The organism is Actinomadura sp. KC06 (assembly GCF_004348735.1).
In the GTDB taxonomy this organism is placed as follows: Bacteria; Actinomycetota; Actinomycetes; order Streptosporangiales; family Streptosporangiaceae; genus Spirillospora.
Window position 1 is genome coordinate 25,969 of record NZ_SMKT01000019.1, and the last position, 22,355, is coordinate 48,323.

Here is a 22,355-nt window from a genome sequence, read left to right on the forward strand (position 1 = left end):
CCGGCCTCTCAGTACTTCAGCAGGTTCACGTCGTCCACCGACGACGACCTGCGGGTCCGGAAGACGGTCATGATGATCGCCAGGCCGACCACGACCTCCGCCGCGGCCACCACCATCACGAAGAAGGCGATGATCTGGCCGTCCAGGTTGCCGTGCATGCGGGAGAACGACACGAACGCCAGGTTCGTCGCGTTCAGCATGAGCTCGACGCACATGAACACCACGATCGCGTTGCGGCGCACGAGGACGCCGAGAGCTCCGATGGTGAACAGGATCGCCGAGAGCGCCAGGTAGTGCCCCGGACTCATTGACCAGCCTCGCCTTCGTTACCGGAGGTGGGAGACCCGGACTTGACGGCGCGGCCCTCGGCGTCGGCGTTCTTCGCGTCCTCCGTGACGGCCTGCACCGCGCGGACGTCCCGCTCCAGGGCCTCTTCCTCGGTCCCGCCGTACAGGTCGGGGTGCCGCTCCGCGGTGTCGGTGCGGGCGGCGATGACCGGGTTGACCGACAGCTCGGACGGCGTCCCGTCGGGCAGCAGGGCCGGCATGTCGACGGCGTTGTGCCGGGCGTAGGTGCCGGGGCCGGGCAGCGGGCCCGGGTGGTCGCCGGACAGGAACCGTCCCTTGGACAGGTCCTTCTGCGTCGGCTTCGGATCGACGCGCTCCCGGTGCGCCAGCACCATCGCGCCCAGCGCCGCGGTGATCAGCAGCGCGCTGGTCACCTCGAACGCGAACACGTACTTGGAGAACAGCAGCCGGGCCAGGCCGACGACGTTGCCCTCCGCGTTGGCCTGGGCCAGGCCCGCCGAGTTGCTCAGCGCCGCGTTCCCGAGCCCGACCGTCAGCAGGACGATGAACCCGACCGCGGCGATCACCGCCCAGAAGCGCTGCCCCCGGATCGTCTCCACCAGCGAGTCGGTGGAGCTGACCCCGACGAGCATCAGCACGAACAGGAACAGCATCAGCACCGCGCCGGTGTACACGATGACCTGGACGAACGCCAGGAACGGCGCGTTCTGGATCGCGTACAGCGCGGCGAGCGACAGCATCACGGTCGCCAGCAGCAGCGCCGAGTGGACGGCCTTGCGCACGAGGATCATGCCGAGCGCGCCGCAGACCGAGACCACGGCCAGCAGCCAGAAGAAGAACGGCTCACCCGACTGCTTGTCCGCGACCTCCGCGGCGAGCAGATGAGCGGAGGTCATTTGCCCTCACCGCCCTTGCGGGACTTCCCGCGCTTCGCGGCCTTCTCCTGCTTGGCCGCCTCCTGCTTGGCGGCCTCGGCGGCGCTGGCCCGCGCGCCGCCCTCGGACGGGACGGTGGGCGCGTCGTCGGACGACTGGAGGCCGAGGCGGTAGTAGTCCTCCTCGGTGTCGCCGAGCCGCATCTCGTGCGGCGGCGCCTCCATGCCCTCGCGCAGCGGCGCCAGCAGCATCTCCTTGGTGTAGATCAGGCTCTCGCGGCTGTCGTCGGCGAGCTCGTACTCGTTCGTCATCGTCAGCGCCCGGGTCGGGCACGCCTCGATGCACAGCCCGCAGAGGATGCAGCGCAGATAGTTGATCTGGTAGATGCGGCCGTACCGCTCGCCGGGCGAGTACCGCTCGTCCGGGTCGTTGTCGGCGCCCTCGACGAAGATCGCGTCGGCCGGGCACGCCCAGGCGCACAGCTCGCAGCCGATGCACTTCTCCAGGCCGTCCGGCCACCGGTTGAGCTGGTGCCGCCCGTGGAAGCGCGGGGCGGTCGGCTTCTTCACCTCGGGGTACTGAACGGTCTCGCTCTTCATGAACATCTGGTGGAACGAGACCCCGAACCCCTTGACCGGGTTCAGGAAATCAGTGAGTCCCACTGGTGACCTCCTCAGGAGGGGTTGCGATGGATGCCCCGGCCGGCTTCCCGCCCCGTCCGTGGTAGTGGGGAGCGTCCATGGGCGGCACCGGGAACCCGCCGGCGGACGGATCGGGCCCGCCGCCCGGCTCCGCCGCGCCCGGCACGATCTCCTTCTCGTCCTCGCCGCCGCGGATCATCTCCCAGACCACCGTCGCGAGCAGCACCACCGCCGCGGCGACCGCGGCGTAGATCACGATCTGCCGCATGTCGTAGCCGTCGTTGCGCAGCGCGCGGATGGTCGCGACCAGCAGGATCCAGCCGAGCGAGAAGGGCATCAGCACCTTCCAGCCGAGCTTCATCAGCTGGTCGTAGCGGACGCGCGGGAGCGTGCCGCGCAGCCAGATGAAGAAGAAGATGAACAGGAAGACCTTGGCCAGGAACCACAGGATCGGCCACCAGCCGGAGTTGGCGCCCGCCCACACCGTGGAGATCGGGAAGGGGGCGCGCCAGCCGCCGAGGAACAGCGTGGTGGCGAGCGCGGACAGCGTCGCGAGGTTGATGTACTCCGCGAGGAAGAACATCGCGAACTTCAGCGACGAGTACTCGGTGTGGAAGCCGCCGACCAGCTCGCCCTCGCCCTCGGGCAGGTCGAACGGGATGCGGTTGGACTCGCCCATCATCGTGATCACGTAGACGATGAAGGACGGCAGCAGCAGGATCACGAACCACTTGTCGTGCTGCGCCGCGACGATCTCCGACGTGGACATCGAGCCCGCGAACATGAACACCGCGACGAACGACAGTCCCATCGCGATCTCGTAGGAGATCATCTGCGCGGACGAGCGAAGCCCGCCGAGCAGCGAGTACGGCGACATCGACGACCAGCCCGCCAGCACGACCCCGTAGATCCCGAGCGACGACATCGCGAGGACGAGCAGCACCGCCACCGGAAGGTCGGTGAGCTGCAGCGCCGTGCGCTCCCCGAAGATCGACACCTCCGGGCCGAACGGGATGATGGCGAACGAGATGAACGCCGGCACCGCCGACATGACCGGCGCCAGGACGAACACGACCTTGTCGACCTGGCGGGGGACGATGTCCTCCTTCAGGGCGAGCTTCACGCCGTCCGCGAGGCCCTGCAGCAGGCCGAAGGGCCCGGCGCGGTTCGGGCCGACGCGCAGCTGCATCCGGCCAATGACGCGCCGCTCGATCCACATCGTCAGCAGGACGGTCACGACCAGGAACGCGAAGACGACGACGACCTTGCCGCCGATCAGCCACCACGGGTCGTTGCCGAAACCCTCAAGCGGCGCCTGCGCGGGGGCCGACGGGTTCGGGTTCATTTCACGCCTCCGGCATTTTCCGTCGCCGCGGCCGTGCCGGACGAGGCAGGCGCGGCGGTCGCGCCCGGGAGCGTCCCGCTCGCGATCTTCACGACGCCTCCGGCGGCCGCGCCCAGGTCCCGGTGGACCGCGCAGCCGGCGGAGTTCGTCGGCAGCCACACCACCCGGTCGGGCAGGTCGGCGGTGATCTCCAGCGGGAGCACGACCTCGCCGCGCGCCGCCGTCACCTTCACCGCGCCGGTCGCGCCGATCTCGGCGGCCGTCGCGGGCGACAGCCGGGCGACCGCGGCCTTGGCGGTGCCCGCGAGGAACGGCTCGCCGTCCTGCAGGCGGCCCCGGTCGAGCAGCAGCCGCCAGGTCGCGAGCAGCGCCTCGCCCGCGTCCGGGTGCGGCGGCAGCGACTGCGCGACGTTCGGCGCGGCCGGGCGCTCGCCCCGGTAGGCGCCGAGCTCGGCCAGCTCGCGGCGCGCCGCGTCCGGGCCCGGGAGGGCCAGGTGGACGTCCATCTCGTCGGCCAGCGCGTCCAGGACCCGCAGGTCGGACATCTTCCCGGCCGCCTTCAGCACGATGTCGAACTGGCGGCCGCGGCCCTCCCAGTCGACGAACGTCCCGGACTTCTCCGCGACGGCCGCGACCGGGAACACCACGTCGGCGCGGTCGGTGACCGCGCTCGGCCGCTGCTCCAGGCTCACCACGAACTCGGTGGCGTCCAGCGCGCGGAGCATCGCGTCCGGGTCGGGCAGGTCGTAGGGGTCGACGCCGCCGACGAGCAGCGCGCCGCGCCGTCCGTCCGCCGCGGCGGCGATGATGCCGTCGGCGGCCTGGCCGGGCGCTGCGGGCAGTTCCGCGACGCCCCAGCGGCGGGCGACCTCGGCCCGCGCCTCCGGGTCGGTCACCGGACGGCCGATCGGCAGCAGCCCGGGCAGCGCCCCGGCCTCGATCGCGCCGCGCTCCCCGGCCCGGCGCGGCACCCACGCCAGCTTCGCGCCGGTCACCTGCGCCAGCCGCACCGCCGCCGTCAGCGCGCCGGGGCTGGTCGCGAGCCGCTCGCCGACGAGGATCACGGCGCCGGGCGTCTCCAGCAGCGTCCGGACGTCGGAGCGCGCCGCGTCCCCGATGACGGAGCCGAGCGTCTCGGCCTCCGCGCCGGGCGGCGTCGCCAGCAGCGTCCCGCCGACCTTGCTGAGCCCGCGCGTCGCGAACGGCGCGACGCCGAACACCTTCAGCCGGTTCTTGCGGTGGGCCTTGCGGAGCCGCAGGAACACGATCGGCGACTCCTCCTCCGGCTCGAAGCCGGCCAGGAGCACCGCCGGGGCCTTCTCCAGGTCGGAGTACGACACCTCGATGGACCGTCCCGCGACGGACGAGGCCAGGAACTGCGCCTCCTCGTCCGACGCCGGACGGGCCCGGAAGTCGACGTCGTTGGTGCCGAGCGCGATGCGGGCGAACTTGGCGTAGGCGTAGGCGTCCTCAAGCGTGACGCGGCCGCCGGTCAGGACGCCCGCGGAGCCGCGCGCCGCCGCGAGCCCTTCGGCCGCGAAGGTGAGCGCCTCCGGCCACGACGCCGGTTCCAGCACGCCGTCCTCGTTGCGGACGAGCGGATGCGTCAGCCGCTCCGGCTGCGTCCCGTAGGTGAACGCCCAGCGGCCCTTGTCGCAGTTCCATTCCTCGTTGACCTGCGGGTCGTCCCCGGCCAGCCGCCGCGTGATCTTCCCGCGCCGGTGGTCGGTGCGCATCGAGCAGCCGGACGCGCAGTGCTCGCACACGCTCGGCGTCGACACCAGGTCGAACGGCCGCGACCGGAACCGGTACGCGGTGCCGGTCAGCGCGCCGACCGGGCAGATCTGCACGGTGTTGCCGGAGAAGTACGACTGGAACGGCTTGCCGTCCGCCGCGCCGACCTGCTCCTTCGCGCCGCGCTCGAACAGGTCGATGAACGCGTCCCCGGCGATCTGGTCGGAGAACCGGGTGCAGCGGGCGCACTGGATGCAGCGCTCGCGGTCGAGCAGCACCTGGCTGGACAGCGGGATCGGCTTCGGGAACGTCCGCTTGACCTCGACGAACCGGGTCTCGCCGCGCCCGTTGGACATCGCCTGGTTCTGCAGCGGGCACTCGCCGCCCTTGTCGCAGATCGGGCAGTCCAGCGGGTGGTTGATGAGCAGGAACTCCATGATGCCGTGCTGGGCCTTGTCGGCCACCGGCGAGGTGAGCTGGGTCTTGACGACCATGCCCGGCATCACGGCGGTGGTGCACGACGCCTGCGGCTTCGGCATCCCGCGGCCGTTCCCGGCGTCGGGGATCTCCACCAGGCACTGCCGGCACGCCCCGACCGGGTCGAGCAGCGGATGGTCGCAGAACCGGGGGATCTGGATGCCGAGCAGCTCGGCGGCCCGGATGATCAGCGTGCCCTTCGGCACCTCGATCTCGAAGCCGTCGATGGTGCACGAGACCATCTCGGTCTTCTCCACCGCCGACTTGTCGTCGGTGACGGTCACTTGGCACCTCCCCAGAGGGTGGACTTGGCCGGGTCGAACGGGCAGGCGCCCTGCTCGAAGTGCCGCACGTACTCGTCCCGGAACAGCTTGATGGACGAGACGACCGGGCTCGTCGCGCCGTCGCCGAGGGCGCAGAACGCGCGGCCGAGGATGTTGTCGGAGATGTCGAGGAGCGTCTCCAGGTCCTCCTCGGTGCCCTGCCCGGACTCCAGCCGCTTCAGCATGAGCTTGTACCAGTAGGTGCCCTCGCGGCACGGCGTGCACTTGCCGCACGACTCGTGCGCGTAGAACTCCGACCAGCGCAGCACCGCCCGGACGACGCACGTCGTCTCGTCGAAGATCTGCAGGGCCCGGGTGCCGAGCATCGACCCTGCGGCGCCGACGGACTCGAAGTCGAGCGGGACGTCCAGGTGCTCCTCGGTGAAGATCGGCGTGGACGAGCCGCCGGGCGTCCAGAACTTCAGCCGGTGCCCCTCCCGGATCCCGCCCGCCATGTCGAGCAGTTCCCGCAGCGTGATGCCGAGCGGCGCCTCGTACTGGCCGGGACGCGTCACGTGCCCCGACAGCGAGAAGATCCCGAAGCCCTGCGACTTCTCCGTGCCCATCGAGGCGAACCAGTCCGGCCCGTTCCCGACGATCGAGGGAACCGACGCGATCGACTCGACGTTGTTGATGACAGTGGGCCCGCCGTACAGGCCCGCCACGGCGGGGAAGGGAGGCTTCAGCCGGGGCTGGCCGCGGAACCCTTCGAGGGAGTCCAGCAGCGCGGTCTCCTCGCCGCAGATGTAGGCGCCGGCGCCGCTGTGGACGACGACGTCCAGGTCGTAGCCGGAGCCGAGGATGTCCTTGCCGAGGTAGCCGGCCTCGTACGCCTCCGCGACCGCCTGGTGCAGCCGGCGGATCACGTGCAGCACCTCGCCGCGCACGTAGATGAACGCGACGTTCGACCTGATCGCGTACGAGCTGATGATGACGCCCTCGACCAGCACGTGCGGGTTGGCCATCATCAACGGGATGTCCTTGCACGTGCCCGGCTCGGACTCGTCCGCGTTGACGACGAGGTAGCGCGGGTTCGGGCTGGTCGGCGGCAGGAAGCCCCACTTCATGCCGGTGGGGAAGCCCGCACCGCCGCGGCCGCGGAGCCCGGAGTCCTTGACCGCCTGGACGATCTCGTCCGGCTCCATCCCGAACGCCTTGCGCAGCGCCTTGTAGCCGCCGTCGCGCTCGTAGCCCGCGCGGGTGAACGAGTCGGCCTGGTCCCAGTTCTTGGTGAGGACGGGGGTGAGCGTGGTCACTTGTTCCGGCCCTCCTGGCTGCCGGGCTTCGCGTCCCCGGGAACGGGCTTGCCCGGCTCGTGCGGCGGCTCGCTGATCTCTCCCGGCCGCACCGGCTCGTCCGGGCGCTCCCGGTCGACGTCGGTGCGCGGGGCGGCCCAGCCGCGCTCCTGCGCCAGCTTCAGGCCGCGGAGCGACTCGGGACCGGCCTGGACGCCCTCGCCGGCGCGCCCGTCCGGGAACCCGGCGAGGACGCGGGACGCCTCCTGCCACGTGGCGAGGTGCTCCGCGCCGCGTGAGGGAAGCACGCGCTCGCCCGAGCGCAGGTCGTCGACGAGCTTCTTCGCCTTCTCGGGAGTCATGTTGTCGAAGAACTCCCAGTTGACCATCATCACCGGCGCGAAGTCGCAGGCGGCGTTGCACTCGATCCGCTCCAGGCTGACCTTGCCGTCCGGGGTGGCCTCGTCGTGGCCGACCCCGGCGTGCTCGCTCAGCTCGTCCCAGATCTGGTCGCCGCCCATCACCGCGCACAGCGTGTTGATGCACACGCCGACGTGGTACTCGCCGACCGGCTTCTGCTTGTACTGCGTGTAGAACGTCACGACGCCGACGACCTGCGCCGGCGTGATCCCGAGCTGCTCCGCGCAGAACTCGATGCCGTCCTGCGTGATGTGCCCCTCCGCCGACTGCACCAGGTGCAGCATCGGCAGCAGCGCCGACCTAGGCCGGGGATACCGGCCGATGATCTCCTTCGCGTCCCGCTCCAGGCGTTCGCGAACGTCGGGTTCGTACGTCATCGGTCCACTCCCCCCATGACCGGGTCCAAACTGGCCACCGCGGCGATGATGTCGGCGACCATGCCGCCCTCCGACATCGCCGGCGTGGCCTGCAGGTTGACGAAGGACGGCTCGCGGAAGTGCACGCGATACGGGCGGGTGCCGCCGTCGCTGACCACGTGGGCGCCGAGCTCGCCGCGCGGCGACTCGATCGGCGCGTACGCCTGCCCCGCCGGCACCCGGAAGCCCTCCGTCACCAGCTTGAAGTGGTGGATCAGCGCCTCCATCGAGGTGCCCATGATGTGCGCGATGTGCCGGGGCGAGTTGCCCATGCCGTCCGCGCCGATCGCGAGCTGCGCCGGCCAGCCGATCTTCTTGTCCTCGATCATCACCGGGCCCTTGGCGGTCTGCAGCCGGTCCAGGCACTGCTCGACGATCTTCAGCGACTCCTCCATCTCGTCCATCCGGACGAGGTAGCGGCCGTACACGTCGCAGGTGTCCTGCGTCGCGACCTCGAAGTCGTAGGTCTCGTAACCGCAGTAGGGCTGCGACTTGCGCAGGTCCCACGGCAGGCCGGTCGAGCGCAGGACGGGGCCGGTGATGCCGAGCGCCATGCAGCCGGTCAGGTCCAGGTACGCGACGTTCTGCGTCCGCGCCTTGAAGACCGGGTTGTCGTCCATCAGCTTCCGCAGCGCCTGGATGCGCTTCGGCATCCGGTCCAGATAGTCGCGGATCTTGCTGGTCGCGCCGCTCGGCAGGTCCTGCGCGACCCCGCCCGGACGGACGTAGGCCATGTTCATCCGCAGGCCAGTGATCTCCTCGAACAGGTCGAGGGTGTACTCGCGCTCGATGAACCCGTTGAGCATCACCGTCGTCGCGCCGAGTTCGAGGCCGAACGTGGCGATCGCGACCAGGTGCGAGGAGATCCGGTTCAGCTCCATCATCATCACGCGGATGATCTGGGCGCGCTCGGGGATCTGGTCGGTGATGCCGAGCAGCTTCTCCACGCTCATGCAGTACGCCGTCTCGTTGAAGATCGGCGCGAGGTAGTCCATCCGGGTGCAGAACGTGGTGCCCTGCGTCCAGGTGCGGAACTCCATGTTCTTCTCGATGCCGGTGTGCAGGTACCCGATGCCCACCCGGGCCTCGTTCACCGTCTCGCCGTCGAGCGTGAGGATCAGCCGGAGCACCCCGTGCGTGGACGGGTGCTGCGGCCCCATGTTGACGACGAGCCGCTCGTCGCCGAGGTCCTCCGCGCCGGCGACGACCTTGTCCCAGTCCTGCCCGCCGACGTCGAACACCTTGCCCTCGGCGGCCTCGTCGGCCGCGTAGGCGTCGTACTCGGTGTACTTGGCCGAGCTCATGTGTACGACCTCCGCTCGTCGGGCGGCGGGATCTCCGCTCCGCGGTACTCGACGGGGATGCCGCCGAGAGGGTAGTCCTTGCGCTGCGGATGGCCGACCCAGTCGTCGGGCATCTCGATGCGCGTGAGCGCGGGATGACCGTCGTAGATGATCCCGAAGAAGTCGTAGGTCTCCCGCTCGTGCCAGTCGCTCGTCGGGTAGACGGGCACCAGCGACGGGATGTGCGGGTCGGCGTCCGGGCAGGTCGTCTCCAGCCGGACGCGCCGGTTGTGCGTGATCGACAGCAGGTGCGTCACGGAGTGCAGCTCGGCGCCCTCGTCCTTCGGGTAGTGCACGCCGGACACGCCGGAGCACAGCTCGAAGCGGAGGGACGGCTCGTCCCGCATCTTCTTCGCGACCTCGCGCAGGTGCTCGCGCTTGACGAAGAACGTCAGCTCGCCGCGGTCGACCACGACCCGCTCGACCGCGTCGCCGAAATCGGGGTAGGCGCGTTCGAGCTCGTCGGCGATCTCGTCGTACTCGCCGGGTTCGGCGGCGCCGCCCGGCCCGCCGTAGGGGCGGGCGGCCGACACCTTCGGGCTCTGCCGGACGATCAGCCCGCCGTACCCGGACGTGTCGCCCGTCGTCCCCGCGCCGAACATGCCCTTGCGGACGACCGGCTGCTCCCGGCGCTCCTCCTCGGTGTGCGCCGGGAGCTTGTCGGCGCCCTGCTCGGCCTGCTGCTCGGGGTGCTCGGAACTCATCTCAGGCCCCCTGTCCGAGCAGCGGGAGCCGGCGGCGCTTGGCCTCTTCCAGCTCCGTGATCTGCTTCGCGCGCTGCGGGCCGAGCTTGGTGTTCTGGATCTTGTCGTGCAGCTTCAGGATCGAGTCCAGCAGCATCTCCGGCCGCGGCGGGCAGCCGGGCAGGTAGATGTCCACCGGGACGATGTGGTCCACGCCCTGCACGATCGCGTAGTTGTTGAACATTCCGCCGGACGACGCGCACACGCCCATCGCGATGACCCATTTCGGCTCGGTCATCTGGTCGTAGATCTGCCGCAGGACCGGCGCCATCTTCTGGCTCACCCGGCCCGCGACGATCATCAGATCGGCCTGCCGCGGCGTCGCCGAGGCGCGCTCCATGCCCCACCGGGAGAAGTCGTGCCGGGGGTCGCCGGTCGCCATCATCTCGATCGCGCAACACGCCAGGCCGAACGTCGCCGGCCACACCGAACTCTTCCGCGCCCACCCCGCGACCTGCTCGACCGTGGTCAGCAGGAAGCCGCTGGGGAGTTTCTCCTCAAGACCCATGTCAGTCCCACTCCAGACCGCCGCGCCGCCAGATGTAGGCGTACGCCACAAGCACGGTGACGATGAAAAGGACCATCTCCACAAGACCGAAAATGCCCATCCGGTCGAAAGCGACCGCCCAGGGGTAAAGGAAGATGATCTCAATGTCGAAGACGATGAACAGCATCGCCGTCAGGTAGTACTTGACCGGGAAACGCCCGCCGCCGACCGGCTGCGGGGTCGGCTCGATGCCGCATTCGTAGGCGTCGAGCCGGGCCCGGTTCCACCGCTTCGGCCCGGTGAGCGAGGCCATGACCACGGAGAACGCGGCGAAGCCGAAGGCGAGCACCCCCAGCACGATGACCGGAATATAGAGATCCATGTCTCTACAGCCTCTCCTCGCGACGTACGGCGTTGTACGGGACAGGGTTGTACGCGTCCGGCCCTCCGCGAGCCGCCGCCACCCTAGCCAAGGCGATCAATAGCACTCCCCTCCAGGGGGTCGGGTAATGCACAATAGTCCGCTCACCTGCGGAAGCTTGGTTCTCAATGCGTGCCTCATGCCGCGGGAGCCACCTTCTGCATCGCGTTGATGACGCGGTCCATCGCGTCCCCGCCCTTGGGGTCGGTCAGGTTGGCGAGGAGCTTGAGCGTGAACCGCATGAGCGTCGGGTGCGGCAGGCCGTGCGCGGTGAGGAACTTCATGATCCGCGGGTCGCCGATGGCCTGGACGAACAGCCGCGCCAGGGTGAAGTAGCCGCCGTGCTCGTCCTTCAGGATGCGCGGGTACTCGTAGAGCGTCCGCTCGCGCTGCGCGGGGGTGCGGCGCGCGAGCGCCTGCACCATGATGTCGGCGGCCAGCCGGCCGGACTCCAGGGCGTAGTCGATGCCCTCCCCGTTGAACGGGTTGATCATGCCGCCGGCGTCGCCGACGAGCAGCATCCCGCGTGTGTAGTGCGGCTGCCGGTTGAAGCCCATCGGCAGCGCCGCGCCGCGGATCTTGGACGTGGCGTGCTCCTCGTCGAACTGCCAGTCCTCGGGCATCTGGGCGCACCAGCGTTTCAGCATGCCGCGGTAGTCGACGCTCTGGAACGCCTTGCTGGTGTTGAGCAGCCCGAGCCCGACGTTGGACGTCCCGTCCCCGACGCCGAAGACCCAGCCGTAGCCGGGCAGGAGGCGCTCGCCGTCCCACAGCTCCAGCCACGCCTCCATGAAGTCGTCGTCGTGCCGCGGGGTCTGGAAGTAGCGCCGGACGGCGACGCCCATCGGACGGTCCTCCCGCCGCCGCAGGCCCATGGCGAGGGAGAGCCGGGTCGAGTTCCCGTCGGCCGCGACGACCAGCGGGGCGTGGAACTCGACCGCCTCGCCCTCGTACTGGGCGGTGACGCCGGTGATGCGGTCGGTGCGCTCGTCCAGGATCGGGCCGGTGACGTTGCAGCCCTGCAACAGCCGCGCGCCCGCCTTCGCGGCGTGCTCGGCGAGGAACTGGTCGAAGTCGGTGCGCTTGCGGACGAGCCCGAAGTCGGGGAAGCTCGCGAGCTCCGGCCACGGCAGCTCCACCTTGACGCCGCCGCCGTAGATGCGCAGGCCGCGGTTGCGTCCCCAGCCTGGGTCGTTGACGTCGACGCCCATGCCGATGAGCGCGCGGACGGCGCGCGGGGTGAGGCCGTCGCCGCAGATCTTGTCGCGCGGGAAGGTGGCCTTCTCCAGCAGGAACACCTCCAGGCCGGCCTGCGCCAACCAGTAGGCGGTCGACGCGCCGGCGGGGCCTGCCCCGACGACGACCACATCTGCGTGTCGGACGTCTGCGTGCCGGGCGGAGTCGGTCACGGCGTTCCTCATTCAGCTCGTTCGCTTGTGAAGCACTTCACAAGGGTCCGGTGGGGAGTCTATTCCTTTATCACGACCGGTGCGTAATTCGGGGCCGGTCGAGCATGGACCGGTCCCGAACTTCGGGCCCGATCCCGCCCGGGATCATCCCGGGTTGACGGCGTGGTGCAGCGCGGCGACCCCGAACGTCAGGTCGCGCCAGCGCACGTTCCCCCAGCCCGCGTCCTGGATCAGCCGGGCCAGGGCGGGCTGGTCGGGCCAGGCCAGCGTCGACTCGGCGAGGTAGCGGTAGGAGTCGGGATTGGAGCTGACCCGCGCCAGCAGCGGCAGCCCGTACCGCAGATGCGTCTTGTGCCCGAAGGCCAGCAGCGCGTTCGGCGGATGGCTCACCTCGCAGACCACCAGCCGCCCGCCGGGCTTCGCGACCCGCCGCAGCTCGCGCAGCGCCTTGCCCGTGTCGGCGACGTTGCGGAGGCCGAACGAGATCGTCACGGCGTCGAACGATCCGTCCGCGAAGGGCAGGCGCAGCGCGTCCCCGGCGACGAAGCTCAGCCCCTGGACGCCGGCCTGCCTGCGCGCCCCGACGCGGAGCATGCCGAGCGAGAAGTCGCACGCCACCGTCTCGGCGCCCGCCTCGGCGAACGGCACCGACGACGTGCCCGTCCCGGCGGCGAGGTCGAGGACCCGCTCGCCCGGACGCGCCGCCAGCGCCCGCACGACCTCGCGCCGCCACCGCCGGTCGCGCCCGCCGGTCATCAGCGTGTTCAGCAGGTCGTACCGCTCGGCGGTGCCGTCGAACATCGCCGCGACGTCGGCGGGCTTCTTCTCCAGAGAGGCGCGGCTCATGCCCCCACCCTAAAAGCCGTGTTCACCTATCCCGCACCCCGGGTGCGTCAGGCGTCCTCACGGGTGACGGACTTCTCGAACTTCGCGCGCTGGGCGCGGGCGCCGCGGGCGACGGCGGCCGACATCCGGTCGCGCTGCCCGGACAGCAGGACGTAGCTGACGACGCCGCTGACCAGCAGCGCCAGCAGCAGGAGCAGGAACCCGCGGGCCCCGAGCAGCGCCAGCACGCCCGCGGTCACCGCGAAGATCGCGAGCCGCGCGAGGGTGTAGAGGATCACGGAACTCATGGCCCTTCGAGCGTAACGCCTACCTCAGGACGTCCAGGAAGAGGGCCGGGTCTACGTTGCCGCCCGACAGGACGGACACGTAGACGTGCCCCTCGGGGAGTTCGGCGCGGTGGTAGAGGTAGGCGGCGGTGGCGACGGCGCCCGCGGGTTCGGCGATGAGACGGGTCTCGCGGGCGAGGCGGCGCATCGTCAGGCGGATCTCGTCCTCGGAGACCGTGACGACGCCCTCCACGAGCGCGCGCATGTGCGCGAACGGCAGGTCGCCGACCTGCTGGACGCGGAGCCCGTCGGCGATGGTGCGGCCCGTCTCCTCCGCCTCCCACGCGACGGGACGTCCCGCGGCCATCGAGTCGCGGGCGTCGGCGGCGAGCTCCGGTTCGACGCCGACCACCCGGGCCTCGGGGCGCAGCGCCTTGACGGCGGCGGCGACGCCCGAGATGAGGCCGCCGCCGCTGATCGGGACGAGCACCACGTCCACGTCCGGACGGTCCCGGACGATCTCCAGCCCCACCGTGCCCTGCCCCGCGATCACCCGCGCGTCGTCGTAGGGCGGGATCATCGTGAAGCCGTGCGCGCCGGCGAGCTTGGCCGCGGTCTCCGAGCGGGCCTGCGCGGTCGGCTCGACGTACACGACCTCGGCGCCGAGCGCGATGCACGCGTCCACCTTCACGCCCGGCGTGGTGTGCGGCATGACCAGGACGGCCTTGATCCCGAGCGCGCGGGCCGCGTACGCGACGGCCTGCGCGTGGTTGCCGCTGGAGTGCGTGACGACGCCGCGCTCGCGCTGCTCGGGCGGGAGGGAGGCGATGGCGGAGTAGGCGCCGCGCACCTTGAAGGCGCCGATCGGCTGCAGCGATTCCGCCTTCACCAGCAGCGCCGGCTCCCCGGCGGATCCGGCTCCGGGCGAGGCGGCGGGGCCGTACGGGAACGGGACGAGGGGCGTCCGGACGGCGACGCCCGCGATGCGTTCGGCGGCCCGTTCGATCTCCGGGAGCGATACAAGATCGGACATGGACGGAGACTACTTCCCAGGGGCCCGGCGCGGCGGGCGCGGCGTGTCGGACGGGACGCTTTCACACCCCCGTTCAATGCGTTACTTGGCAGGTCAAACGGGGTCAGCGGGAGGCATGCCCCGAAAGTCGCCCGCACCGAGGGTGATCGGTCCTGCTCGGAAAACTACGGTGCGTGATCTTTTCCGAAAACAAGGGAGAAATCGGTCTTGACCCGCCACACTGTTAAACAGTCCACCCGCGCCGAGAGCGGGACAAAGGGGGAGAGAAAACGTGGAGAGCACGAGCGAGCGCCTGCTGACCCCAGGAGAGGTCGCCGCCCTCTTCCGGGTCGACCCGAAGACGGTCACCCGGTGGGCCGCCGCGGGCCGGATCAGCAGCATCCGCACTCCGGGGGGCCACCGGCGCTTCCGCGAGTCCGAGGTGCACGCGCTGCTGCGCGGCGATGAGCCCATCGCCGAGCATTCGGCCCGCTGACCTGCCTGAACCTCGCTGATCGCAGGGCCCGCCCGCCGACATCGGGGCCCGCCACCGGCCTCAGCCGCCCGGACCGCCGCGCCGTGGTAGTCCCCCGGGGGAGACCCTCGCCCGGGCGGCCGGGGCCGTTTCGTTTCCAGAACCGAGCCGTTTCCGAGACCCTTTCGCATTTCCCGGGTGTTACCGGTCAGTCGCCGTTCTCTCCGGTGGTCTCCGGCTCCCCTGGCGCGTCGGACTTCCATTCCTCGAACCGGCGGAGCAGGTCGGCGTCCTCGTCCCGCCAGCGGCGCCGTTTCTCCTCCAGCTCGTCCTCCGTCAGCGACTCGCGGAGCAGCCGGTCGTAGTCGGGGTCGCCGGGCCCGATCTCCACGTACGCGTCGGCGATGATCCGTCCCTCGCGCGCCGCGGGCCCGGACCCGCCCTCGCCGCCGTCGGCGAGAACGCTGTGCGGAACCCGGAGCGTGCCGTCCGGGAGCCGGATCACGTACATCGTCGTCCACCCTCGCGATTCGCTTGTGCGCGCCCTGCCATCAGGATGTCCTAGATCCCGTACCTGCGGTTGAAGAAGAGCATGACCTCCAGCGCCATCCGGATGTTGCCGGCGAGCATATCGACGAGGGCCGGGCGCTGCCGGGAGGAGATCGCGGCGAACGCGTCCGCGAAGAACTCGCGGCGGCCGAGCGCGTTCGGCTGGCGGTGGAAGTCGCTCGCGAGATGCGGCAGGCACTCCTCGTACAGCCGCTGGAAGGCGGGGCTGTCGGACGTCCACTCGCCGTCGTCGCCGTCGATGTCGTCGAGCGCGTGCCCGACCTCGTGCAGCATCACGTCCGGCGTCGGCGACGGCCGGTCCCCAACGACGATCTTGTGGTCGCCGTACGCGCCCGCGCAGATGTCCCAGGTGGCGCGGCCGGACGGCAGCGGACGGTCGCGCAGATGGCCCATGTCGTCCAGCTGCGGAACGCCGCCCGGCCCCACGTAGATGCCGTCGAGCCCGGCCGCGAGCTTCTCCTTGAGCTGCTCCGGCAGGGCCGCCAGGCTGTCCACCGCCCCGATCACCTCGCGGCTCGGGGGTCCGTCCCGGACGTCCCACTGCCGGTACAGGACGTTCTCCAGGACGCCGCAGTTCCGGCGGCCGTCGGAGACGTGCGGCATGCCCGGCGGGTACGGCTCCACGCGCAGCCGGTCGTCGTCGAGCTCGAAGTCGCTCCACGAGTAGTCGCCCGCCCGCGGACGGCCTTTCTTGCGGCGCCCGAACCGGCCGGCGAGCAGGCCCGTCGTGTCCCCGCCGTCGCCGTTCTCAGGGGCGTCGCGGTCGCCGTCCATGCCGCCGGGGCCCAGCGCGAAGTCGTCGTCGCGGCCCGCCTTGCGGAACCGGCCGAACCGGTCGCGCGGCTGGTTGCTGCGCGGGCGCACCTGCCCCGAGTCGGGCGGCGACGGGGAGTAGGCCGCGTCGTCCCGCCGGAGCGTGCGGTCCTGGGCCGCGCCGTCCCCGCGCATGCGCCCGCCGCGGGACGGATCGCGATGCCACAGCTCCCTGGGGCGGGGCTTGCGATGGACGCCTTTGAAGCGCATCGGGCTCCTCTGTCAGCGGACCCGCGGGGTAGCGAGCGGCGTCCGCCGCGCGACCGGGTCCCTGAGGAAGGGTAAGCCGGAACCCGACACGCCGTCATCTCCGGGAGTCACGGATCCCCCGAAATCTTCCCGGACGCGAAGTCTTCTCAGGCGGTGAAGTCTTCTCAGGCGTAGGAGTGGAGGCCGGAGAACATGTAGTTCACGCCGAAGAAGTTGAACAGCAGCGCGGCGAACGCCAGGAGCGAGAGGAACGCCGCCTTGCGGCCCTTCCAGCCGGACGTCGCGCGGGCGTGCAGGTAGGCCGCGTAGATGATCCAGGTGACGAAGGACCAGATCTCCTTCGGGTCCCAGCCCCAGTAGCGTCCCCACGCCTGGTCGGCCCAGATCGCGCCCATGATGATCGCGGCCGTCCAGATCGGGAACGCGAACATCGTGACGCGCATCGCGAGCCGGTCGAGGGTCTCCGCGGACGGGACGTGCGACAGCGCACCGCCCCCGGCCTTGCCCCCGGCCCCCGCGCGGGCCTCCTCGCGGGACTTCAGGAAGTAGAGGATCGTGGCCGCGCCCGCGACGGTGAACGCCCCCGTCGCGATGATCGCGGCGGACACGTGGATGGCGATCCAGTACGAGTTGAGCGCCGGGGTCACCGGGCCCACCGAGTCGTACAGCCAGATGTTCGCCGCGCCCAGCGCGATGACGGCCGCGAACATGACGGGCGCGCCGAGGAAGCGCGCCTTGTACCGGACCATCACGACCATGAACGCGGCGACGGCGGCGAACGAGATGGCGGTGAGGAACTCGTACATGTTGCCCCACGGCCACCGGCTCGCGGCCAGCCCGCGCGACACCAGGACGCCGAGGTGCGCGCCGACGCCCAGCACGCTCAGGAAGATCGCGAGGCGGGCCCAGTCGACCTGGGGGCCGTCCGCGCCGTCCTCGTCGGCCACGGCCTCGACCTCGGTGCCGTCGACGTCCGCCGCGCCACCGGCCCCGACCAGGACCTTGGCCTCGGCCTTCTCCCGCACCGACGCCTTGGCGGCGGCGGTCGTCGCCGCGCCGCGGCGGCCGAAGCCCATGTCGGCGGCGTACGCGACCAGCGCGATGATGTACATCACCACCGTGGTCAGCATGAGCTTGTCGCTCAGGTTCGCGAGGTCGGCGTTGCTCACCTCGTCACTCCTTCGATTCGGTCGGGGTCGCCGGGCCATCCGGTTCCCCGGGCTCGTCCGGTTCCGCGGGGCCGGGCTCCTGCTCGGGACCGCGCAGGGCGGTCACGATGTCGTCGAATTCGGAGGTCGGGCTCCCGAGGGTGAGACCGCCGACCTCGACCACCGTACGCCCGCCCTCCGCGGCGCTCGCACGGACCCACACCCTGCGCCGCCTGACCATGAACGAGGTCGCCACGCCCAGCACGGCCAGGATGGCCGCGACCAGCGCGGGGATGCGTCCGGGGTCGTGGTTGACCGACAGGGTCGCGTACTCCTTGAGGCCGTCGAACGTGACCGAGCCGGCGCCGCCGGGGAGCTGGAACGTCTCGCCCGGCTCCAGCAGCTTCTGGCCGTCCTTGACCGGCTGGAGCGTCTTGCCGATGCCTTCCAGCTTGTAGACCGACTGCGGGGAGCCGGAGTCCAGGCCGATGTCGCCCTTGAACGAGGTGATCGTGATGACGGGGCGGAGCGGCGCCGGGAACGCGGAGATGATCTGCTTGCCGTCCTCGCTGGCCATCGCGGTCGGCCACAGGATCGCGTAGAAGGCGAGCTGGTCGGGCTCGGCGTCGGGGGCCTTGATGACGCCTTCGGACGTCAGGTTCCGCGGCTCCATCTCCAGGAACGGCACCGAGTCCTGGAACGCGACGTTGCCCTTGGCGTCCCGGACGGTGAACGTCGGCGCGTACCCGTGCCCGAGCAGGTACACCTTCGCGCCGCCGACCTTCAGCGGATGGTTGATCCGCAGGTCGTGCGTCTTCTCCCCGCCGCCGGGCGCGGCGCGGTAGCGGATCTTGGCGTTGAACTCGGTGGCCTGGCCGCGCTTGTCGCCGCTGGTCTCGTACTCGGCCTTGAAGTCGTCCAGGCTGACGGTGAACGGGGCCAGCTCACCGTCGTCGAACACGCGTCCGGGCGTGAACTGGTCGTACTGGTTCAGCGAGTTCGCGAACGTCCGGCCCTCCATGAGCAGGACGTCGCCGCGGTAGCCGAACAGGTTCCCGATGCCGAGCGCGAACAGCAGCGCCAGCAGCGCCAGGTGGAACAGCAGGTTGCCGGTCTCGCCGAGGTAGCCCTTCTCGGCGGACGCGGCGCCGCTGGAGACGTCGACCCGGAACCGCCGCCCGCGCAGGGCCGTGCGGGCCTCGGCGAGGACGTCCTCCGGGGACGTGTCCGTCTCGTACGTCGCGGACTGCGGCAGCCGTCCCAGGTTCCGGGGCGCGGCGGGCGGACGGGCCCGCATCGACCGGTAGTGCTTCCCCGCGCGCGGGATGACGCACCCGGCCAGCGACACGAACAGCAGGATGTAGATCGCCGCGAACCAGGGGGCGGCGAACACGTCGAACATGGAGAACTTGTCGAGCCACGGGCCGAGCGTCTTGTGCTCGTCCAGGTAGGCCGCGACGTCCTCGGGCGCCTGGCCCCGCTGCGGCAGGATCGACCCGGGCACAGCGCCCAGCGCCACCAGGAACAGCAGGATCAGCGCGGTGCGCATCGTGGTGAGCTGGCGCCAGCCCCAGCGCAGCCAGCCGATGGGGCCGAGGCCCTTCGGGCGCGGCACCTCCTCCGGCGCCTGGCGCGCGGCGGGGGCCTGCGTGCCCGACTCGGGGCCCGATTCCTTGACGTCGTCCCTGGTGTCAGTCATCTCAAATAACCGGTTCGAAGCCGCTGATCCACGACCTCAGCTCGATGGTCAGATCGCCCCACAGGCCGCTCACCAGCAGCACCCCGAGCAGGACGAGCATGCCCCCGCCCGTCCGCATGACCAGGGGGTAGTGACGCTTCACCGCGCCGAACGCGCCGAACGCCCATCGGTAGGCGACCGCGGTGGCCACGAACGGCAGGCCAAGCCCCACACAGTACGCCAGGGAGAGGAGAGCGCCCCGTCCGGCGCTGGCCTCGGTGATGGCGAGGCCCTGCACCGCGCCGAGCGTGGGGCCGATGCAGGGCGTCCAGCCGAGCCCGAACAGGACGCCGAGCAGCGGCGCGCCCGCGAGCCCGGCGGCGGGCAGGTGGCTCGACTTCATGGTCCGCTGCAGGCCGGGGACGAAGCCCATGAACGCGAGGCCGAACACGATCGTGATGACGCCGAGGACGCGGGTTATAGGGTCCTGGTACTCCAGCAGCCACCGTCCGAGCCCCCCGAAGATCACGCCGTAGCTGACGAACACGGCGCTGAACCCGGCGATGAACAGCACGGCGCCCGCGAGGAGCCGTCCGCGCCGCTGGTCGGCCAGGTCGGCGCCGGTCATGCCCGTCACGTACGACAGGTAGCCGGGGACGAGCGGCAGGACGCACGGCGAGGCGAACGACACGAGCCCGGCCAGGGCCGCCAGCGGCGCCGCCGCCACCAGCGAGCCGCTGACGACGGTCTCGCTGACGGTGCTCATCTCGCTGTGCTCATTCTTTCGGGCCCATCGGCTCACGTCCCCGCGAGGGCCTTGGCGACCAGCGGGTTCAGCTTGGAGTACGTCGTCGCGCCGATGATCCGGGCGGCGACGCGGCCCTGCCGGTCCAGGACGAGCGTGCTCGGGATCGCGCTGGGCGGGACCTCGCGGAACGCCAGCGTGACCTGCCCGCCGTCGTCGAACAGGCTCGGGTAGGTGATCTTGAACTTGCGCTCGAACGCCTGCGCGTTGGCCATGGAGTCCTTGAAGTTGACGCCGAGGAACTCGACGCCCTTGGCCTTGTTCTGGTCGTACACGTGCTGCAGGGACGGCGCCTCGCCGCGGCACGGCGCGCACCACGACGCCCAGAAGTTGACGACGACGACCTTGCCCTTGAAGTCGGCGAGCTTGAACGGCTTGCCGTCCAGGCGCCGGCCGCTGACGTCCTGGACGCTCTTGCGGTCGGCGGGCTTGTACTCCGTCACGTTCCCGTCGCCCGAGACGAAGCGCGTGTCGTCGCCGCCCTGCCCGCTCTCCGAGGCGCCCGTCCCGGCGCACCCGGCCAGCAGCCCGCACAGCACGGCGGCAGCGGCGACGGCGCGCGGCGGGGAGACTCGGGGGCTCAACGGACCCTCCAATTCAGGGCGGATTCAGGGCGAGCTACTACAAGACGTAGTACACAACTTAGCGGTGGGGTCAGGCACCGGCGACACTGGGGCCCTTGGCGATTCCCGCCGCGGGCTCGCAGTAGGCGACCTCCACCAGGCGGCTGCCCTCGAACGTCAGGCTCGTCAGGCTGGCCAGCCCGCACTCGCGCCGCTTCGGGTGATGCCAGAGGCGGCGGCGCTCGGCGTGCAGGCGCAGCACATAGATCGGCAGCTGGTGGCTGACGCACACGGCCTCGTGGCCCTTCGCCGACTCCCGCGCCCTGATCACGGCCGAGCGCATCCGGGCGGCGAGCTCGGTGTAGGGCTCCCCCCAGGACGGCTTGAACGGGTTGACCAGGTGCCGCCAGTGCTCGGGACGGCGCAGCGAGCCGGCCCCGGCCCCGAACGTCAGCCCCTCGAAGCGGTTGTCGGCCTCGATCAGACGGTCGTCCACCGTCACGGGCAGGTCGAACGCGTCGGCCAGCGGCGCGGCCGTCTCCAGCGCCCGCTGCATCGGCGACGAGAGGATGGCGGTCACGTCCCGGTCGGCGAACCATTTGGCGACGGCCTTCGCCATGAGGACGCCGTCCTCACTGAGGCGGTAGCCGGGCAGCCGCCCGTACAGGATCCCCTCGGGATTGTGCACCTCACCGTGCCGCAACAGGTGAACGGTCGTTTTCTCGGTCATCGCCAGCAAGATTACCTACGCGCATCTGCGCTTCCGTCCACCGGCATGGCGTTTGCCCGCGGGGGTCAGTGGGAGATGGCGGAGACGGCAGGAACGTCGGCCGAGACGGCCGCGCGCAGGGCGCCGAGAGCGGCGCGGATGGCGGGACGGCGGGCGGCCTCCTCGCGCCACACCGCGTACACGCGGCGCGACAGCGGGTCCGACAGCGGGACGATCGCCACGCCCGGCGGGACGTCGCAGCGCCCGAGCCGCGGCAGGATCGCGTTGCCGAGCCCGGCGGAGACGAGGGAGAGCTGCGTGGCGAACTCGTAGGCCATGTGGTCGATGCTGGGTTCGCTGTCGACGGCGCGGAGCGTCCGCAGGAGCCAGTCGCAGCAGATGCTGTCGGGCGACGAGCTGATCCACGGGTCGCCGGCCAGCTCCTTGAGGTCGATGGTGTCGCGCCCGGCGAGCGGATGGGTGGACGGGAGCGCCACGTCGGCGACGTCCTCGCAGATGACGCCCTTGTGGAGGCCCTCGGGCATCGGCAGCGGCTCGTTGTTCCAGTCCTGGACGACGGCCATGTCGAAGTCGCCGCGCGAGACGAGCGGCATGCTGCGCATCGGGTCCTCCTCGAGGAGCTGGACGCGCAGGTCGGGGTGGTCGGCGCGGAGGGCGCGCAGCGCGGCGGGCATCAGCCCGCGGATCGCGGTGGGGAACGAGGCGACGGTGAGCTGCCCGACGACGGAGCCGCGGTGGGCCTCCAGGTCGGCCTGCGCCTGCTCGACCAGCGACAGGATCCGCTCGGCGTGGGCGACGAGCAGTTCGGCGGCGTCGGTGAGCCGGACGCCGCGGCCGTTGCGTTCGAGGAGCTTCTGGCCGGTCTCCCGCTCCAGCTTGGCGAGCTGCTGGGACACCGCCGACGTGGTCACGTGCAGGACGTCGGCGGCGGCGCTGACCGAGCCGTACGTCGCGACGGAGTGCAGGGCGCGCAGCCGCTCCAAATCAAGCATGTAGTAATACTAAAGCGATGTGTCAAGAAGTTCTCGCTTGTCCTAAAGCGAGTTTCTCGCCCACGATCGG

At 70.9% G+C, this 22,355-nt stretch carries 24 protein-coding genes; 1 reads left to right on the forward strand and 23 read right to left on the reverse strand.

The window, feature by feature from the left end:
- Positions 1 to 8 precede the first annotated feature (8 nt).
- The 15 genes from nuoK to E1287_RS09340 form a co-directional block, all read right to left on the reverse strand.
- Positions 9 to 308 carry an NADH-quinone oxidoreductase subunit NuoK gene (gene nuoK / locus E1287_RS09270; protein WP_117401203.1) on the reverse strand — a complete coding sequence of 100 codons (300 nt, stop codon included), beginning with the start codon at positions 306 to 308 and terminating at the stop codon, positions 9 to 11.
- Positions 305 to 1,204 (reverse strand): NADH-quinone oxidoreductase subunit J, encoded by a 900-nt coding sequence (locus tag E1287_RS09275; RefSeq protein ID WP_131964448.1) that lies wholly within the window; start codon positions 1,202 to 1,204, stop codon positions 305 to 307. The genes nuoK and E1287_RS09275 overlap by 4 nt, the downstream gene beginning before the upstream one ends.
- Complete coding sequence (gene nuoI / locus E1287_RS09280; protein WP_243718774.1) at positions 1,201 to 1,788, reverse strand: NADH-quinone oxidoreductase subunit NuoI; 588 nt, start codon at positions 1,786 to 1,788, stop codon at positions 1,201 to 1,203. Before nuoI ends, E1287_RS09275 begins: the two co-directional genes overlap by 4 nt.
- A 43-nt stretch (positions 1,789 to 1,831) precedes the next feature.
- Positions 1,832 to 3,169 carry an NADH-quinone oxidoreductase subunit NuoH gene (gene nuoH, locus E1287_RS09285; RefSeq protein ID WP_131964450.1) on the reverse strand — a complete coding sequence of 446 codons (1,338 nt, stop codon included), beginning with the start codon at positions 3,167 to 3,169 and terminating at the stop codon, positions 1,832 to 1,834.
- Positions 3,166 to 5,664, reverse strand: coding sequence for an NADH-quinone oxidoreductase subunit G (locus tag E1287_RS09290; RefSeq protein ID WP_279503834.1), 2,499 nt, complete (start codon positions 5,662 to 5,664; stop codon positions 3,166 to 3,168). Before E1287_RS09290 ends, nuoH begins: the two co-directional genes overlap by 4 nt.
- A complete protein-coding gene (nuoF, locus tag E1287_RS09295; protein WP_131964451.1) occupies positions 5,661 to 6,959 on the reverse strand; it encodes an NADH-quinone oxidoreductase subunit NuoF in 1,299 nt (432 codons plus the stop codon). The genes E1287_RS09290 and nuoF overlap by 4 nt, the downstream gene beginning before the upstream one ends.
- Positions 6,956 to 7,735, reverse strand: a complete 780-nt coding sequence (gene nuoE, locus E1287_RS09300; protein WP_131964452.1) for an NADH-quinone oxidoreductase subunit NuoE — start codon at positions 7,733 to 7,735, stop codon at positions 6,956 to 6,958. Before nuoE ends, nuoF begins: the two co-directional genes overlap by 4 nt.
- The gene (locus tag E1287_RS09305) at positions 7,732 to 9,078 is read right to left on the reverse strand and encodes an NADH-quinone oxidoreductase subunit D (protein WP_131964453.1); all 1,347 of its coding nucleotides are present in this window, start codon (positions 9,076 to 9,078) and stop codon (positions 7,732 to 7,734) included. The genes nuoE and E1287_RS09305 overlap by 4 nt, the downstream gene beginning before the upstream one ends.
- Positions 9,075 to 9,821: an NADH-quinone oxidoreductase subunit C gene (locus tag E1287_RS09310; RefSeq protein ID WP_131964454.1), complete on the reverse strand. Its 747-nt coding sequence runs from the start codon at positions 9,819 to 9,821 to the stop codon at positions 9,075 to 9,077. Before E1287_RS09310 ends, E1287_RS09305 begins: the two co-directional genes overlap by 4 nt.
- A 1-nt stretch (position 9,822) precedes the next feature.
- Positions 9,823 to 10,368, reverse strand: coding sequence for an NADH-quinone oxidoreductase subunit B (locus E1287_RS09315; protein WP_131964455.1), 546 nt, complete (start codon positions 10,366 to 10,368; stop codon positions 9,823 to 9,825).
- Position 10,369: 1 nt separating this feature from the next.
- On the reverse strand, positions 10,370 to 10,729 hold the full coding sequence (locus E1287_RS09320; protein ID WP_131964456.1) for an NADH-quinone oxidoreductase subunit A: 360 nt from the start codon (positions 10,727 to 10,729) through the stop codon (positions 10,370 to 10,372).
- Between the two features lie 176 nt (positions 10,730 to 10,905).
- Entirely contained in the window at positions 10,906 to 12,177 is a 1,272-nt protein-coding gene (locus E1287_RS09325; RefSeq protein WP_243718769.1) for a geranylgeranyl reductase family protein, read from the reverse strand.
- 144 nt (positions 12,178 to 12,321) lie between these two features.
- Positions 12,322 to 13,023, reverse strand: a complete 702-nt coding sequence (locus E1287_RS09330; protein WP_131964458.1) for a demethylmenaquinone methyltransferase — start codon at positions 13,021 to 13,023, stop codon at positions 12,322 to 12,324.
- A gap of 47 nt (positions 13,024 to 13,070) precedes the next feature.
- The gene (locus E1287_RS09335; RefSeq protein ID WP_131964459.1) at positions 13,071 to 13,310 is read right to left on the reverse strand and encodes a DUF4229 domain-containing protein; all 240 of its coding nucleotides are present in this window, start codon (positions 13,308 to 13,310) and stop codon (positions 13,071 to 13,073) included.
- A gap of 19 nt (positions 13,311 to 13,329) precedes the next feature.
- A complete protein-coding gene (locus tag E1287_RS09340) occupies positions 13,330 to 14,322 on the reverse strand; it encodes a threonine/serine dehydratase (protein ID WP_131964460.1) in 993 nt (330 codons plus the stop codon).
- Positions 14,323 to 14,593: 271 nt separating this feature from the next.
- On the opposite strand from E1287_RS09340, the gene E1287_RS09345 reads away from it, so the two are divergent.
- Positions 14,594 to 14,797, forward strand: coding sequence for a BldC family transcriptional regulator (locus E1287_RS09345; RefSeq protein WP_131964461.1), 204 nt, complete (start codon positions 14,594 to 14,596; stop codon positions 14,795 to 14,797).
- Between the two features lie 187 nt (positions 14,798 to 14,984).
- Here the strand turns inward: E1287_RS09345 and E1287_RS09350 are convergent, their stop codons facing one another.
- From E1287_RS09350 to E1287_RS09385, 8 genes are all read right to left on the reverse strand, one after another.
- The gene (locus E1287_RS09350) at positions 14,985 to 15,287 is read right to left on the reverse strand and encodes a hypothetical protein (RefSeq protein ID WP_131964462.1); all 303 of its coding nucleotides are present in this window, start codon (positions 15,285 to 15,287) and stop codon (positions 14,985 to 14,987) included.
- 50 nt (positions 15,288 to 15,337) lie between these two features.
- Positions 15,338 to 16,369: a hypothetical protein gene (locus E1287_RS09355; protein WP_131964463.1), complete on the reverse strand. Its 1,032-nt coding sequence runs from the start codon at positions 16,367 to 16,369 to the stop codon at positions 15,338 to 15,340.
- A gap of 164 nt (positions 16,370 to 16,533) precedes the next feature.
- Complete coding sequence (gene ccsB / locus E1287_RS09360; RefSeq protein ID WP_207934105.1) at positions 16,534 to 17,538, reverse strand: c-type cytochrome biogenesis protein CcsB; 1,005 nt, start codon at positions 17,536 to 17,538, stop codon at positions 16,534 to 16,536.
- Positions 17,539 to 17,542: 4 nt separating this feature from the next.
- Positions 17,543 to 19,216: a cytochrome c biogenesis protein ResB gene (locus tag E1287_RS09365; RefSeq protein ID WP_131964465.1), complete on the reverse strand. Its 1,674-nt coding sequence runs from the start codon at positions 19,214 to 19,216 to the stop codon at positions 17,543 to 17,545.
- A 1-nt stretch (position 19,217) separates the two neighbouring features.
- Positions 19,218 to 19,961, reverse strand: coding sequence for a cytochrome c biogenesis protein CcdA (locus E1287_RS09370; RefSeq protein WP_131964466.1), 744 nt, complete (start codon positions 19,959 to 19,961; stop codon positions 19,218 to 19,220).
- A 32-nt stretch (positions 19,962 to 19,993) separates the two neighbouring features.
- On the reverse strand, positions 19,994 to 20,584 hold the full coding sequence (locus E1287_RS09375) for a TlpA disulfide reductase family protein (RefSeq protein ID WP_131964467.1): 591 nt from the start codon (positions 20,582 to 20,584) through the stop codon (positions 19,994 to 19,996).
- Positions 20,585 to 20,654: 70 nt separating this feature from the next.
- Entirely contained in the window at positions 20,655 to 21,293 is a 639-nt protein-coding gene (locus tag E1287_RS09380) for a histidine phosphatase family protein (protein WP_131964468.1), read from the reverse strand.
- Positions 21,294 to 21,358: 65 nt separating this feature from the next.
- On the reverse strand, positions 21,359 to 22,285 hold the full coding sequence (locus E1287_RS09385; RefSeq protein ID WP_131964469.1) for a LysR family transcriptional regulator: 927 nt from the start codon (positions 22,283 to 22,285) through the stop codon (positions 21,359 to 21,361).
- Between the last annotated feature and the right edge of the window lie 70 nt (positions 22,286 to 22,355).